Here is a 14,872-nt window from a genome sequence, read left to right as displayed (position 1 = left end):
CCGGCCCGAAAGGAACCTGATGGACGCCCTGATCCTCGCCCGCATGCAGTTCGCGGCCAACATCACCTTCCACATCCTGTTCCCCACGATCAGCATCGCACTGGGCTGGCTGCTGCTGTTCTTGCGCTGGCGCTGGCTGCGCACGCGCGGCGGCGGCAATGCACCGCTGGCGCAGGGCTGGCTCGACGCCTACCGCTTCTGGACCAAGGTGTTCGCGCTGACCTTCGCGCTCGGCGTGGTCAGCGGCATCACCATGAGCTTCCAGTTCGGCACCAACTGGCCGGGCTTCATGGAGCGCGTCGGCAACGTGGCGGGGCCGCTGCTGGGCTACGAGGTGCTCACCGCGTTCTTCCTGGAGGCGGGCTTTCTCGGCGTGATGCTGTTCGGCCATGGCAAGGTCGGCGAGCGCGTGCACCTGCTGTCAACCTTCATGGTGGCCTTCGGCACCACGCTATCGGCCTTCTGGATTCTTGCTCTCAACTCGTGGATGCAGACGCCCGCGGGCCACGAGGTCGTGAACGGCGAATTCCATGTCGCGAGCTGGCCGGCGGTGGTGTTCAACCCGTCGTTTCCGTACCGCTTCGTGCACATGCTGCTGGCCTCCGCGCTGACCTGCGCATTCCTGCTGATCGGCCTGTCGGCCTGGCAGGTGCTGCGCGGCGTGGGACAGCGCAGCGCGGCGCGCGTGATGCGGGTAGGGCTCACGCTGGCGGCGGTGCTGATTCCGGTGCAGATCGTCGTGGGCGACATGCACGGCCTCAACACGCTCAAGCACCAGCCCGCCAAGATTGCTGCCATGGAAGGCGTGTGGGAGACCGGGCGCGGCGTGCCGCTGCTGCTGTTCGCGATTCCCGACGCCGAGGCGCGCAGGAACCGCTTCGAGATCGCGGTGCCGAATGGCGCGAGCCTGATCCTCACGCACGAGGCCGACGGCGAGATCCGCGGCCTGAACGACTTTGCCGGCGCGCATCCGCCGCCGCTGCCGATGTTCTTCGCCTTCCGCATCATGGTCGGCATGGGCGTGCTGATGCTCGCGACCAGCTGGCTCGGCTGGTGGCTGTACCGCCGCGCACGCTGGCAACCGGCGCTGCTGCCGCGCGCGCTCCTGTGGCTGTTCGCGGGGATGACCTTCTCGGGCTGGATAGCCACGGTGGCGGGCTGGTACGTCACCGAGATCGGCCGCCAGCCCTACATCGTCTACGGGCTGGTGCGCACGGCCGACGTGGTGTCGAAGGTGCCGCCCGCGATGATCGGGCTCACGCTCGCGCTCTACATCGCGCTGTACCTCGCGCTCATCGTGGCGTACGTCGCGGTGCTCAAGTACATGGCCGAGAAGCCCGACGAGGTGCTGGCGACCGAGGCCGTCGAGCGGGCCGCGACGCCGCCGGGCGCGATCACCGCGATCACCGCGCCGATGGCCGAAGGAGGCCGCGCATGAGCTTCGACGCCGCGTTGCCGGTGATCTTCATGGTGCTGATGGGCGCGTCGATGCTGGTCTACGTGGTCAGCGACGGCTACGACCTTGGCGTGGGCATGCTCATGCACCGCGCGAGCGACGCCGAGAAGGACGTGATGGTCGCCTCCATCGGCCCGTTCTGGGATGCCAACGAGACCTGGCTGGTGCTGGGCGTGGGCATCCTGCTGGTTGCCTTCCCGAAGGCGCACGGCCTGGTGCTGGGCGAGCTCTACCTGCCGGTGGCGCTGATGCTCGTCGGCCTCACTTTGCGCGGCGTGGCCTTCGACTTCCGAGTGAAGGCGCGCGACAGCCACAAGCGCACCTGGGACCGGCTCTTCTTCGCGGGTTCCACCCTGGCCTCGGTGGCGCAGGGCTGGATGCTCGGGCGCTACATCAGCGGCTTCGGATCCGGCTGGAACTATCCCTTGTTCGCCGCCGCCATCGCCGTGGCGCTGCCGATGGCCTACGTGCTGATGGGCGCGGCCTGGCTCATCATGAAGACCGAGGGTGCGCTGCAGGAGCGCGCCGTGCAATGGGCACGCACCGCCTGGGCGCCGATGGTCGGCGGCATGCTGCTGATCTCGATGGCCACGCCCTGGATCAGCCCCGAGGTGCGCGAGCGCTGGTTCGCGCTGCCCGAGATCCTGGCGCTGGCCGCCATCCCGCTCATGACCGGCGCGGCGCTGCTCGCCGTGCGCGGCCTGCTGAACACGCGCATGGTGCGCGGGCCGGTGTGCTGGCTGCCCTTCGTGCTGCTGGTCATGGTGTTCGTACTCGGCTTCCTGGGGCTGGCCTACAGCATCTATCCCTACGTGGTGATCGGCCAGCTCACGATCTGGCAGGCGGCGAGCAGCGCACCGGCGCTCAAGGTAATCCTGGTGGGCGTGTGCATCTCGGTGCCGGCCATCGTGGGCTACACCGTATTCTCCTACCGGGTCTTCCGCGGCAAGACTGGCGAACTGCGCTATGCCTGAGCAGACTCTGGGCCTGAATGAAACCACCCGTGACACGCGCCACCGGGCAGCCACTGATGCGGCCCGCGCGGCCTTGTGCAATAACGGGTTCATGAATTCACGGGAGCCGGCCCGGCGCTTCGACTTGCCTTCCGACACTCAAAGACGCTGGCGCGGCCTGCCGCGCTGGTGCGGCGCGCTGGCGCTGGTGGCCCTGGCCGCCGTCGCCGGCCATAACCTCGCCATGCAGAACGGCCTGGCGCGGCTGCGCGAGGCGGCCGACCACCGGCTCGACATGCTCGCGACCGGGCTCGATGCCGACCTGGCCCGTTTCGAGTATCTGCCAGCGCTGCTGGAGATGACGCCCATCGTTCCGGCGCTGCTCGGCACGCCGTCGGACTCGAGGCTGCGCGACGCGGTCAACCGCTACCTCGACGGCGTCAACGCCACCGCGGGCGCGGAGATGCTCTATGTGCTCGACGCCGCCGGCACCTCGCTGGCGGCCTCCGACTGGGACCGGCCCGGCACCACCATCGGCCAGGACCTGTCGTTCCGGCCCTACGTGATCGATGCGCTGGGGCAGGGCAGGGGCCGCTTCTACGGCGTCGGCATCACCAGCCGCAAGCCCGGCTACTACCTCTCGTACGCCTTGCGCCACGACCAGCCCGCGCGCGGCGTGGTGGCCGTCAAGGTCAATCTCGAGGAGTCCGAGCGCGCCTGGCGCATGCTGCCAGGCAACGTGGCGCTGATCGACCAGCGCGGCGTGGTGATCCTCGCCACCCGCGAGGACCTGAAGTTCCGGCCGCTGTGGCCGCTCGACGCTTCGCAGCGCGCTGAGGTGCAGCGCTCGCGCCCCTACGGCGAGGCCGGCCTGCAGCCGCTGCAGTGGACGCAGAAAGAGGCGCTGGCGCGCAACGTGCAGGTCATCGCGCTCGACGGCGTGGATCAGCTCGCTTCGACGCGCGCGCTGCGCGGGGCGCCTTGGCAGCTGGTGGTGCTCGACGATCTGGCACCGGTGCGCGTCGGTGCACGTTACGCGGCCATCACAGCGAGCCTGGCGATGGCGGTGCTGCTGCTGATCGCCGTCACGCTGTGGCAGCGCCGCCGCGCCGTGCGGCAGAAGCTGGCCAACCAGGCCGCGCTGCAGGCGGCGCACGACTCCCTCGAGTCGACCGTGGTCGCGCGCACCGCCCAGCTGCGCGCGGCTCAGGGCGAGCTGGTGCATGCCGGCAAGATGGCGGCGCTGGGCCAGATGTCGGCCGGCGTGGTGCACGAGCTGAATCAGCCGCTCACGGCGATGCGCACCCTCTCGGAAAGCGCCGCCATCCTGCTCGACAAGAGCCGCTTCGATGACGTGCGCGGCAACCTGCAGCGCATCCGCGGCATGGTCGATCGCCTGGCGCGCCTGACCTCGCAGCTCAAGACCTTCGCGCACAAGAGCGAGCTGCCGCTCGCGCCGGTGCCGATGGCGCAGGTCGCGGCCGACGCGCAGGTCATCGTCGCCGAAGCCTCAAGGAAGAACGGCATCGTCATCGAGGTCGATGTGCAGCCCGCCACCCTGAGCGTCATGGCCGAAGAGGCCGCGTTGGGTAGCGTGCTCGTCAACCTGATGCGCAACGCCATCGACGCCATGCAGGCATCGCCGCGGCGCACACTGCGCCTGGAAGCGCGACCGCAGGACGGCCGCGTGATCCTGCGCGTGAGCGACACCGGGCCGGGCATTCCGCCCGACATCCTGCCGCGCCTGTTCGAGCCCTTCGTCACCAGCAAGCCGGCGGGCACCGGGCTGGGCCTGGGCCTCGTGATCTCGGCACAATTGGTGCGGGCCATGGACGGCACGCTGCGTGCCGCCAACCTGCCGGACGGCGGTGCCTGCTTCGTGGTCGACCTGCCGGCCGCCATCCGCACCATCCTTACCCCCACCCCACAGGAGTGATCAAAAAGTGAGCGAAGCCCCTGCCATCCGGGTGCTGCTGGTTGAGGACGACGAAGACGTCCGAATCAGCACGACCCAGGTGCTGACCCTGGCCGGTTTCGAGGTCGAATCCTTCGCGAGCGCCGAACGCGCGCGCGCGCAGATCGGTTTCGGCGTGCCCGCCATCGTGGTCTGCGACGTGCGCCTGCCGGGCCTGAGCGGCACCGAATGGCTGATCGAACTCCACAACGCCGACGCCGAGCTGCCCGTCATCCTGGTCACCGGCCACGGCCACATCGCGATGGCAGTGCAGGCCATGCGCGAGGGCGCCTACGACTTCATCGAGAAGCCTTTCAGCTCCGAGCGGCTGGTGGCCATCGTGCGCCACGCCATCGAGCGCCGGCAGCTCACGCTGCAGGTGCGCGCGCTGCGTGATGCGCTGGAGAACTGGCACGGCATCCAGGCAGTGCTGATCGGCCGCTCGGCGCAGATGCAGCAGGTGCGCCGCACCGTGATGACCTTGGCTGAGACCTCGGCCGACGTGCTGATCTACGGCGAAACCGGTACCGGCAAGGAGCTCGTCGCCCGCTGCCTGCACGAGCACAGCGAACGTCGGCGCCAGCATTTCGTGCCGCTCAACTGCGGCGGCCTGCCCGAGGCGCTGGCCGAGAGCGAGTTGTTCGGCCACGAGGCCGGCGCCTTCACCAGCGCCAACCGCGTGCGCGTGGGCAAGTTCGAATACGCCAACGGCGGCACGCTTTTTCTCGACGAGATCGAGAGCATGCCGATGGCGGTGCAGATCAAGCTGCTGCGTGCGTTGCAGGAGCGCTCCATCGAGCGCATCGGCTCCAACAAGGCCATTCCCTTCGATTGCCGCGTGGTGGCCGCGAGCAAGGACGACCTCAAGGATATGAGCGACCAGCAAAAGTTCAGGGCCGACCTGTACTACCGGCTCGGCGTTGCCTTCATCGAGCTGCCTCCGCTGCGCGAACGGCGCGAGGACATCCCTCTGCTGTTCGAGCATTTCACGCTGCTGGCGGCCGCGCGCTATGAGCGCGTCGCGCCGATCCTGAGCGGCGCGCAGGTGGCCGACCTGATGGCCTACGCCTGGCCCGGCAACGTGCGCGAGCTGCGTAACGTGGCCGACCGCTTCGTGCTTGGCCTGCTGGGCGAGCGCCTGACGCAGGCGCGCGGCAACGCCGAAGGCATGCCGGCCTTGCCGCGCGGACTGCCGCAGCAGGTCGAGTCCTTCGAGCGGGCGGTGATCGTCGAGGCGCTGCGCAAGCACCAGGGTGACCAGCCGGCCACCGCCAGCGCGCTGGCGATCGCGCGGCAGACGCTGCACGACAAGCTGCGCAAGCTCGGTATCACGGCGGAAGAATTCAAGTCTTAGTGCCTGGGCGTGCCTCGTTGCCCGGAACGGTCGAGAATGACGGCATGTTTTCCCTGTCCGTCGTCCAAAACGCAAGGCAGCGCGCCCTGGCAGACGGTGCACTGCAGCCGATCGAGACTCAGACCATCCTCCTCGACAGCGATGGCGTCCGGTTCGTCGTGCGCACGGTGTCGAGCCTCGCGCGCAAGGACAAGGCGCGCCATGTCGCGGCGGCCACGGATCCACTCGGCGACTACGACCGTTCTCTGTTCGTAGGTGACCTCGCGCCTTCGCACTACATTCTGCTGAACAAGTTCCAACTGCTTGCCGGCCATGTGCTGCTCGTCACGCGCCGCTTCGAACGCCAGGAGCGCCTCCTTACCGTTGAGGATTTCGCGGCGCTCATCGCCTGCCTGAGCGAGGTCGATGGACTCGGCTTCTACAACGGGGGCGTCGAAGCCGGGGCCAGCCAGCGGCATAAGCACCTGCAGCTTGTGCCGCTCCCGCTTACACGCGAAAGCCCGGACGAAGTGCCGATGGAGCGGGTGCTGGGCAGCGGTTCGCCGCTGCCGTTCAGGCATGCGTTCGCACGTCTGGCGCCGCAAGCGACGGCTCCCGAGTTGCATGCCCTCTATCGCGAGTTGCTTCATCGGTGCGGCATTTCCGCTGTCGCCGCCGAAGAGGGCGAAGTTCAGTCGGCACCTTACAACCTGCTGATTCGCCGAGGCTGGATGCTCGTCGTGCCGCGTTCGCGCGCGTGCTTCGAATCGATCTCCGTGAACGGGCTCGGCTTCGCTGGCTCATTGTTCTTGCGTTCGCAAGAGGAACTGGACCGCGTCCACGCAGTGGGACCAATGCAGGTGCTGCGCGCGGTGGCGATGCCGCAGGACGCGCCTCACGACGTATGACCCATCTGGACAACGTAAGCCCACCTTGCCAAACTGCCCCGCATGGCACTCCCCCACGCATCATCCGGTCAGGTCGTGAATCTCGGCGCGCTCGACGTGCAGGCGGCGGAGACCTGTGCACTCCTGAAGGCCGGCGACATCGAGATCATGTGGCTGGTGCTGCCGGCCGGCAAGCAGGTCCCGTCGCACGCCGTCTCGACGTCGATGACCTTGCAGTGCATGCGCGGAAGGGTCGAGGTGCAGTTCGACGGCAACGTGAAGCTGCTCGAGGCCGATCAGGTGATGTACCTCGCTGGCGGCGTGCCGCACGGCTTGCATGCGCTGGAAGACACCAGGCTGCTGATGACCATCGTGCTGCCGGCCAGCCGCACCGACTGAGTCGGAGCGTGGCGCCCCGTCCCGCGAGGCTCAGCTCACCTGAGCACGTAGCTCGCAAGCACGCTCTGCACCTCGTAGATGCTGAGCTTCTTGTTGAACTGCTTCTGGATCGGAGCGGCCGTCCCCGAGATCCATATCTTGAGCTCGGCATCGAGATCGAAGGTACCGGCGGTCTCGACGCTGAAGTGCGTGATGCTCTTGTAGGGAATGGAGTGGTATTCGACCTTGCTTCCCGTGATGCCTTGCTTGTCGACCAGGACGAAGCGCTTGTCGGTGAACACGAAGTAGTCGCGGATGAGCTGGTAGGCGTGCTCGACCACTTCCCCTTTCGCCAGGATCTGGCTGAACTCCTGCTGAATCTTTGCAGGGTCGATCTTGGCTGCGTTGCCAAGCATTCCATCAAGCAGTCCCAAGGTTGCTTCCTTCCAAACTTGTTGAATACACGCGACCGTCGCCGGTCTTTAAGAGCTGCGCGGTGCGGAGCCACCCTCTACGCAGACGGTCGAGTCTGATGCACGCTTCGCGATCCTATTCCAGAAGAACAACGAATCGTGGTCATCCCAAGAATCGGCCGTCGATTCGATCGCGCATTCCGTAATATCGCGTTGCCAAGGTCACGCCAGGCTGGCGAAACGCGGCGACGAAGGCGCTGTATAGGAATCCCACAGACAAGGGCGTTTGAATCGTCGCCCGAAGCCTCAGGCAGCAGAGCGCGCCATTCTCTGGAGTTCTTCGTAACGTCCTCGGGCGAGCTCGATGCCTTCTCGCCTTGACGACTCTCGCTGCTCATAGCGCCGTTGACCAGGCAGACGCCTCGTTCCTGCTTGCAACAGCACGGACAAGAGTTCGTCAAGCCGCTCCCTGAAGTGCGAAGGAAAAGCAATGCCCGTGATTCGCATCGAACTGTCCGCAGGCCGAACGCAGGAGCAAAAGCAGAAGGTTGCCGAGGAGATCACGCAATCGATGGTTGCTCACTGCGGCTGCAAACCGGAAACGGTCCACGTCGTGTTCGAGGACGTGAAGCCGTCGGATTGGGCGGTGGGCGGAAAGTTCTTGGGAGCGCCGGCGACCTGAGGTTCATCTGCGCGCTCTCGGATCAATCGTCCTGAAGCGCTCTTTGCGTGTGTTCGATGTGCTTCTCCAGCAGTTCGATGGCCAAGGGATTGTCACGAGCCACGCAAGCCTTGAGGATCTCGCGGTGTTCGGATGGGGGGACTTTCGTCCGGCCTTGTACGACTGCTGGGCGCGGAGGTGAATGCCGATCCCGCGCACGATCTCTTCGATCATTTTCAGAAGCCTGGGCCGCCCGCAGGCCCTGTACAAGCACAGATGAAACTCGAGGTTGAGCTCCGCCCACTCGAGAGGCGAGTCGCTTGCGTCGTACCTGGCCATGATCTCGCGCGCCGCCTTGTGGTCAGCTGTCTTCATCAGTGGGATCGCAAGCTTCAGAGCACGCGTTTCCAGGCCGATCCGGATGTCCAGGGTCTCAAGCAGTTCGGGGACGAACTGGGTCGCGACGATGGAGCCTTGGTGCGGGGTATGCTGAACAAGGCCTTCGGCCTGAAGCCGCTTCAAGGCCTCGCGAACGGGGATGCGACTGACACCGAAGCGCTTGGCCAGCGCCTCTTGTTTGAGCTGGACTCCTAAGCCGAGGGACCCGGTCAGAATCATGTCACGCGGTGCGCTCGTGACTGAATCTGCAGACAATAGAAGCACGCCATTCGCCGACTCGTCAGCCATCACAAGACCTCGTATCCAAACCTTCACGGGCCACTGTCTTACTTTCGAATCCAAAATTGGATCCGATCAACCTGGATGGTGCCCCTACCCATGCTGGACAAGGAAACCCTACTGCGCGCGATCGAGATGAAGCTCGATCTCTCCCTCCTGGAGAAGATGTTCGACCACCTTCCCAGCGTCCTGTTCTACGTCAAGGACCGGGAGGCACGGTACCTGGTGGTCAACAGTACCTTGCTGAACCACAGCGGCTGTAGGCGCAAGGAAGAGGTGGTCGGACTCACCTCGGACGACTTGTTCGGCTTCACCGGGCCGACCACACTCACGCAGGACCGAGAAGTGATCAGCACCGGCAAGCCCGTGGTCGACGTGCTGCGTCTTTTCTTCTCGGCGGATGGGCGCCGACAGTGGTGCCTCAGCTCGAAGTTTCCCTTGTCGGACAAGGCAGGGCAGGTCGTCGGGCTGGTCGGCGTGTCGCGCATACTTTCGCGTCCCGACGAAAAGCACGCAAGCTACAAGCGGCTACTCGACTTCCTGAAGATGCTGGAGGCCCCGGATCAACAGAACCTGCGGATCAGCGAGATTGCGGTGGCCGTGAACCTGTCAATGGATACGCTGGAGCGCTTGTGCAGGGAGGTGTTCGGCATGGCGCCCAAGCAGATCATGATGCGGATGCGGCTGGATCGCGCATGCCGCAAACTGGAGAACGGCCAGGACAGCATCACCGACATCGCGACAGAGTGTGGGTACACCGACCACAGCGCCTTTTCGAGGCAGTTCAAGGCTGCCACCATGTTCACCCCACAGCAGTACCGCGCTGCTGCGCGCGCGAAGTGACGGGGCATCGGGCGATCCTGAACAGCGGCTCTCCAAACCCCACCACGGCTCCATCCATCGCCAGCGGCTAGCCGACAAAGGAGGTCACGGTGACACCCTCGGCCTCCAACCGCATCCGGACGAGTCTCGTCATCTCGATGGCCCCGGCACTGTCGCCGTGGACGCAGATCGAGTCGGCGTTCAACGCAATAGGCTCGGCGCCCAGCACCGGCATCCTTCCGGTTTTCAGGTAGCCGATCAAGCGATCCGCGGCCTCCTTGGCGTCATGCAGCATGGCACCGGTCTGGCTGCGCGGCACCAGTTGGCCGTTGGGCAGGTACGCGCGATCGGCAAAGATCTCGGAGAACACCTGAACTTCTTGCTCACGCGCGGCGCGCTCGAGCTCCGTGCCGGATATGGCGAGTATCGCGAGCGTCGGGTCAACGGACTTCACCACGGAAACGATGGCCTTCGCCACCGTCATGTCAGCGGCCGCGAGATTGCCCAGCGCGCCATGCGGCTTGACGTAGCTCACTCGCGTGCCCGCCAATCGCGCCATTGCGGCGAGCGCGCCGACCTGCGCCACGACCATCCTGCCGATCTCGGCGGCTTGCATCGGAATCACGCGCCGGCCGAAACCTTCACGGTCCGCATAGCCGGGATGGGCCCCGACCTTGACGCCACGGTCTGCGGCCATGCGCAGCGTCCTGTACATGGTTTCCGCGTCGCCGGCATGACCGCCGCAGGCGATGTTGGCGCTGGTGACGCAGTCCAGGATGAGCGCGTCATCCCCCATGACCCAAGGCCCGTAGCCTTCCCCGAGATCGGAATTCAGATCGATCCGCATCCTTGCGTCCTTCACATCGAGTTGTTTCGTCAGCGCCGGAACCGCCGCTTTTCGTGTGTCAGCGAAAACACGTCGCCAGCCGTCACTTGCCGGGCAGATTCGTTGCACGCGTGAGGAGCGTGACGCCCGCGCCCGGCGCCGAGTCGTAGTAGGTGAAGCCCGTACGGTTGGCGCGGCGCCCGCGCATCAGCACCGGCAGGCCCGCGCCTTTGGCCTGCGCCTCGGCGGCATCGGCGTCCGCAACCTCGAAGCCGATGTGGAAGACACCTTCTCCCTTGCTGTCCAGGTGAAGGCGCTGGGGCGAGGGTTCATCGCCAGGCTCACACAGCTGGATCTGAACGTCGGGCAGGTTGCAGATCCTGTACTTGAGCGACAGGAAGCCGGCCTTGCTGGGAACCTCCAGCTCCTCATACTCGACCAGAGGCGGATATTCGACCCACGGGCCCACGCCGATGGACTCGTAGTAGGCTTGCGCCTTGTCGATGTCGTACACCACGATGCAGATGTGGTGAAACTTGTTGAACAAGGTCGACATGGGTTCAGTCCTTGACCGGTACGACATAGTTCAGCACGCGCCGGCCTCCGTCCACATACACGGTTTCCCCGGTCAGGTACGACGCATCGTCACTGGCGAGGAAGGCGACGACCGACGCGATTTCCGATGCCTGGCCGTAGCGGCCCAGCGGGGTTCGCGACAGGATCGCATGACGGCCCGCGCTGTTGACGAACGCCCCGGCCACCATGTCGGTCATGATCGTCCCGGGGCCGACGCCCACGACACGGATGCCATGGGGCGCAAACGCCACCGCCGCGGTGGAAGTTACCTGGTTCATGCCGCCCTTGGAGATGGCGTAGGGCGCCACGTTGGGGTTGGCCAGCCCGGAGTTGATCGACGACATGTTGATGATCACGCCGCCCTTGCCTTGGTTGATCATCTGGCGGCCTGCTGCCTGCGTCCCGTAGAAGGCGCCCTTGAGATTGACGTCCAGCACGCGATCCAGGAGTTCTTCGGTGACGTCCAGAAAATCAACCACCGGCGCAATGCCGGCGTTGTTCACCATGATGTCGACGGCGCCGAAGCGCTGGACGGCCGCCTCGACGAGCTGAACCACCTCGCTCTTCTTCGCAACGTCGGCGGGTAGCGCCAGAACGGCATCTGGCGTGCCGATCTCACCGGCCGTCTTGTGCAACTGGTCTACGTTGACGTCGGAGACGACCACTTTGGCCCCTTCGGCCAAGAGACGTTCGGCCGTCGCGCGCCCGATTCCGCGCGCAGCTCCTGTCACGACAGCAACTTTTCCTGCAAGCCTCATTTCGACTTCCTCTTAGTAGACGATGGATTCAAACAATGGTGTTGAACTGCGAATTCGGCCCCAGCCCAACGGGGTCATGTCGATGGACCGGAACTCTCCTGTTGTGACCAGTTCTGCAACACCTCGACCCACGGCTGGCGCATGCATGACCCCATGGCCGGAGAATCCGGTCGCCATGATGAGATTGCGGAGTTCATCGTGGGCGCCGACGACCCCGTTGTGGTCCAGCGTATTGACTTCATAGTGCCCCGCCCATGCACGGTGGAGCCGAAGTTCCTCCATGGCCGGAATACGGGTGGCAAGCAAGGGCCAGAAGAGTTCCTCGAAGAGCTCGTGATGCGGCTCGAAATCCCCATCGGCGTCCGCGTCCTTCTCGGCCGGTGGCTGGATGCCCCCGATGTAGCCGGCCCCTTCAGGACGAACCCAGATACCGCTTGAATCAAACAGCATCGGGAAGTTTTCCAGCCTGAACGGCGTCTTGAAGCAGAACACCGTGCGCTTCTTGGGCACAACAGGCAGCGCGATGCCCAGTGACGCGACCAACCGGCCGGATAGCGCGCCCGCCGCCAGAATGCAGAAATCGCAGGAGATCTTCCCTCCATTCGACAGCCCGATGCCGGCGACCCTGGCGTGATGCGTCTCCAACGTCTCGACCGCCGCCTGCACGTAGTGGACGCCGTGCTGGCGCGCCGATCGACGCACCGTGGACAGCAGGCTCCAGGCATCGAACCAGCCTTCGTGCTGCACGCCCAGCGTCCCGATGCCGACGCCGTCGAAACTGATTCCGGGAAAGCGCACGCCGAGTTCGTCGGGGTCCAGCGCGAGGATGCGTGCACCTTGGGCGCATTGCATCTCGGCAGCCGCCACCCGCTCGGCGATCTGATCGCTCTGCCCAAGGATCAGGTAGCCCTTTTCCTGGAATCCGATGTCCGCCTCATCTCCGAACACGGCCTTGATGTTGCGAAACATGTGAGCTCCGAACAGGCTCATCTGGATATTCGTGGGTGTCCCGAACTGTGTGCGTATCGAAGCGGCAGACAGGGCTGTCGAAGAGTACTGGTACGTCGGGTCTTTCTCCACGACAGTGATCGATCCCGCGAAGCCGGCCTGGCGCAGTGACCACGCACAGAAGCTGCCAATGATGCCGCCGCCGACAATAACGACGCGGCCTGAATTCGCTGATGGCATGACCGAGGGGAGCAAATGGATGAACAGCGAAATCAGGCCTGAGCCGGCCGCTGCCGTTGTGCGAAGTCTGACGCCGATTGCTCGAATGTCTGGCCGGCGCGCGGGTTCCACTGCACGCCAGACCGAGCGAGGACACCGGGCTTGAGTCGCTGCGACTTGTCGTAGTCGCTCCAAGGATGGAAGAAGAGCGGCTCGGTCCGGTCGATGCTGCGCAGGCGCTCGGCAAACGCGTCGAGGTAGGCCTGGCGTTCCGCTACCGACACGCGCGCAGGCATCCAGGCGGCAAAGGGTGGGAGCACGGTGAAGCCGGTGTAGCCCAGGATCCCGTTGTGGATGGGCCAGAGCACATGGTGAAGGTCGCCGTCGATGCCGTTGGCTTCGTAGAGGGTGGGCGCCGTCCCTGTTGTGATGCAAAGCATCGCCCGCTTGCCCTTGAGGTGCCCGGATTCGTACTTGCGCCCCGCGGAGTACGCGAAGCCTCGGCTGAAGACGCGGTCGATCCAGCCCTTGAGAATCGCGGGCATAGAGAACCACCAGACCGGGAAATGAAACAGCATGAAGTCGGCGGCTGCGACCTTGGCCTGCTCGGCCGCGACTTCTGCGCTGTATGCGTTGGTCGCGAATGCATGCTCCTGTTCCCTGGAGAGATCCAGGTAGTCGGGGTTTGCTCGCTCGCCTGCGAAGTCGGCAGGACCCAGGGCCGAATTCCAGCCCATGCGGTAGAGGTCACTGACGACGACCGTGTGGCCCTGGCGCTCCAACTCGCCAACAGCGAGGTCCTTGAGCGCTGCGTTGAAGGATGCCGGCTCGGGATGCGCAAATACGATCAGACAGTTCATGCCGGAAATTGTGCGGGCGGGGGATCGGTGCCGCTAGATGGTATGACGCAACCCGGCCGCGGTTTTCTGCATAGTCAAAACGTCGGCCGTTCTGCTGCCCAGGGCGGCATGCCGATGCCGATCCGTGATGGAGCAATCAGTAATAACTATTTCATGACTCCATCAATCAAATCTCAGAATGTCGACCGCAGGGGCACAGGCTCCTCCGTAAGTCAACCACTTCTGAAAGCCGTCATGAAACTTCTCGAGGCCATCACCGTCGTTGCCATCGTGGGGCTGCAGGCACTGGGCGCGGCGCATGCGCAGCCCAAGGACACCTTGCAGAAGATCAAGGAAACAGGCGTCATCAATCTCGGCGGACGAGAGGCATCGTTTCCGTTCTCGTACAAGCTGAGTTCGGACGACAACCCGGTCGGCTTCTCTGCCGACCTTTGCGTGAAGGTTGTCGACGCGGTGAAGGCCAAGCTGGGCATGCCGAACCTGAAGGTGCACTACACCATCGTCACGCCGACCAACCGGATCCCACTGGTGCAGAACGGCGCCGTGGACCTCGAGTGCAGCACGACGACGAACACCGTCGCCCGTGCGCAGCAGGTGGAGTTCGCCCCAACGCACTTCGTGGCCAGCGTGGCCGCCGCCGTCAAGAAGAGCTCGGGAATCAACAGCATGGCTCAACTCGAGGGAAAGACGGTGGCCACCGTCACCGGGAGCACCTCGATCCAGCTGCTTCGTGCTTACCGCAAGAACGAGAAGCTGGAGATCAACGAGATCTCAGGGAAGGACACGGCAGATGCGTTCCTGCTCCTTTCCTCCGACCGCGCGGCGGCCATGATCGTGGAAGACGTGCAGCTCGCGGGCTTGATCGCTCGAACGAACAATCCGGGTGAGTACAAAATTCTTGAAGAGCGTCTGCGAGAAGAGCCCTATGGGTTCATGTATCGCAAGGACGATCCGCAGTTCAAGGCGCTGGTTGATGCGACGCTCACTTCGCTCATGAAGAATGGAGAGATCAATGAGCTCTATGCGAAGTGGTTCACCCGTCCAGTGCCTCCGACTGGAGCGAACATCAACCTCCCGATGCCGAACGCCGTCAAGGAGGCCTACAGGAACCCGAACAACCGGGGCGTCTGAATCGGCAGCTCGGGCTATT

16 protein-coding genes are annotated in these 14,872 nt (G+C 64.8%); 9 read left to right on the top strand and 7 right to left on the bottom strand.

Annotated elements, in window-relative coordinates:
* The first annotated feature begins 19 nt into the window (after nt 1–19).
* The 6 genes from ACSQ9A_RS16665 (at nt 20) to ACSQ9A_RS16640 (ending at nt 6,982) form a co-directional block, all read left to right on the top strand.
* The gene (locus ACSQ9A_RS16665) at nt 20–1,438 is read left to right on the top strand and encodes a cytochrome ubiquinol oxidase subunit I (RefSeq protein ID WP_436304435.1); all 1,419 of its coding nucleotides are present in this window, start codon (nt 20–22) and stop codon (nt 1,436–1,438) included.
* Nucleotides 1,435–2,430 (top strand): cytochrome d ubiquinol oxidase subunit II, encoded by a 996-nt coding sequence (locus ACSQ9A_RS16660; RefSeq protein ID WP_093107978.1) that lies wholly within the window; start codon nt 1,435–1,437, stop codon nt 2,428–2,430. Before ACSQ9A_RS16665 ends, ACSQ9A_RS16660 begins: the two co-directional genes overlap by 4 nt.
* 91 nt (nt 2,431–2,521) lie before the next feature.
* Nucleotides 2,522–4,345: a sensor histidine kinase gene (locus ACSQ9A_RS16655; protein ID WP_436304434.1), complete on the top strand. Its 1,824-nt coding sequence runs from the start codon at nt 2,522–2,524 to the stop codon at nt 4,343–4,345.
* A 7-nt stretch (nt 4,346–4,352) separates the two neighbouring features.
* Nucleotides 4,353–5,717 (top strand): sigma-54-dependent transcriptional regulator, encoded by a 1,365-nt coding sequence (locus ACSQ9A_RS16650; protein ID WP_436304433.1) that lies wholly within the window; start codon nt 4,353–4,355, stop codon nt 5,715–5,717.
* A gap of 44 nt (nt 5,718–5,761) precedes the next feature.
* A complete protein-coding gene (locus ACSQ9A_RS16645; RefSeq protein WP_436304432.1) occupies nt 5,762–6,604 on the top strand; it encodes an ATP adenylyltransferase family protein in 843 nt (280 codons plus the stop codon).
* A gap of 42 nt (nt 6,605–6,646) precedes the next feature.
* Entirely contained in the window at nt 6,647–6,982 is a 336-nt protein-coding gene (locus ACSQ9A_RS16640; RefSeq protein WP_093107970.1) for a cupin domain-containing protein, read from the top strand.
* A gap of 35 nt (nt 6,983–7,017) precedes the next feature.
* Here ACSQ9A_RS16640 and ACSQ9A_RS16635 read toward each other — a convergent pair whose 3' ends face one another.
* Entirely contained in the window at nt 7,018–7,395 is a 378-nt protein-coding gene (locus ACSQ9A_RS16635) for a PH domain-containing protein (RefSeq protein ID WP_093107968.1), read from the bottom strand.
* Between the two features lie 469 nt (nt 7,396–7,864).
* On the opposite strand from ACSQ9A_RS16635, the gene ACSQ9A_RS16630 reads away from it, so the two are divergent.
* Nucleotides 7,865–8,056 carry a tautomerase family protein gene (locus tag ACSQ9A_RS16630; protein WP_436304431.1) on the top strand — a complete coding sequence of 64 codons (192 nt, stop codon included), beginning with the start codon at nt 7,865–7,867 and terminating at the stop codon, nt 8,054–8,056.
* A 3-nt stretch (nt 8,057–8,059) separates the two neighbouring features.
* Here ACSQ9A_RS16630 and ACSQ9A_RS16625 read toward each other — a convergent pair whose 3' ends face one another.
* Nucleotides 8,060–8,722, bottom strand: coding sequence for a GntR family transcriptional regulator (locus ACSQ9A_RS16625; protein ID WP_436304430.1), 663 nt, complete (start codon nt 8,720–8,722; stop codon nt 8,060–8,062).
* Between the two features lie 90 nt (nt 8,723–8,812).
* On the opposite strand from ACSQ9A_RS16625, the gene ACSQ9A_RS16620 reads away from it, so the two are divergent.
* Nucleotides 8,813–9,556, top strand: coding sequence for a helix-turn-helix domain-containing protein (locus ACSQ9A_RS16620; RefSeq protein ID WP_436304429.1), 744 nt, complete (start codon nt 8,813–8,815; stop codon nt 9,554–9,556).
* 67 nt (nt 9,557–9,623) lie between these two features.
* Here ACSQ9A_RS16620 and ACSQ9A_RS16615 read toward each other — a convergent pair whose 3' ends face one another.
* From ACSQ9A_RS16615 to ACSQ9A_RS16595, 5 genes are all read right to left on the bottom strand, one after another.
* The gene (locus tag ACSQ9A_RS16615) at nt 9,624–10,382 is read right to left on the bottom strand and encodes a LamB/YcsF family protein (RefSeq protein WP_436304428.1); all 759 of its coding nucleotides are present in this window, start codon (nt 10,380–10,382) and stop codon (nt 9,624–9,626) included.
* An 82-nt stretch (nt 10,383–10,464) separates the two neighbouring features.
* The gene (locus ACSQ9A_RS16610) at nt 10,465–10,917 is read right to left on the bottom strand and encodes a VOC family protein (protein WP_436304427.1); all 453 of its coding nucleotides are present in this window, start codon (nt 10,915–10,917) and stop codon (nt 10,465–10,467) included.
* A gap of 4 nt (nt 10,918–10,921) precedes the next feature.
* Nucleotides 10,922–11,695, bottom strand: a complete 774-nt coding sequence (locus ACSQ9A_RS16605) for an SDR family NAD(P)-dependent oxidoreductase (protein ID WP_436304426.1) — start codon at nt 11,693–11,695, stop codon at nt 10,922–10,924.
* 12 nt (nt 11,696–11,707) lie between these two features.
* Nucleotides 11,708–12,883, bottom strand: a complete 1,176-nt coding sequence (locus tag ACSQ9A_RS16600; protein ID WP_436304425.1) for an NAD(P)/FAD-dependent oxidoreductase — start codon at nt 12,881–12,883, stop codon at nt 11,708–11,710.
* A 32-nt stretch (nt 12,884–12,915) separates the two neighbouring features.
* Nucleotides 12,916–13,722: an NAD(P)H-dependent oxidoreductase gene (locus ACSQ9A_RS16595; protein WP_436304424.1), complete on the bottom strand. Its 807-nt coding sequence runs from the start codon at nt 13,720–13,722 to the stop codon at nt 12,916–12,918.
* Nucleotides 13,723–13,956: 234 nt separating this feature from the next.
* Here ACSQ9A_RS16595 and ACSQ9A_RS16590 point away from each other — a divergent pair, with 234 nt between their 5' ends.
* The gene (locus ACSQ9A_RS16590) at nt 13,957–14,853 is read left to right on the top strand and encodes an amino acid ABC transporter substrate-binding protein (protein WP_436306310.1); all 897 of its coding nucleotides are present in this window, start codon (nt 13,957–13,959) and stop codon (nt 14,851–14,853) included.
* Nucleotides 14,854–14,872 lie beyond the last annotated feature (19 nt).

The sequence above is a fragment of the Variovorax sp. LjRoot290 genome (genome assembly GCF_964253985.1).
Classification (GTDB): Bacteria; Pseudomonadota; Gammaproteobacteria; order Burkholderiales; family Burkholderiaceae_C; genus Variovorax.
This window is presented reverse-complemented; position numbering and strand designations above follow the sequence as displayed.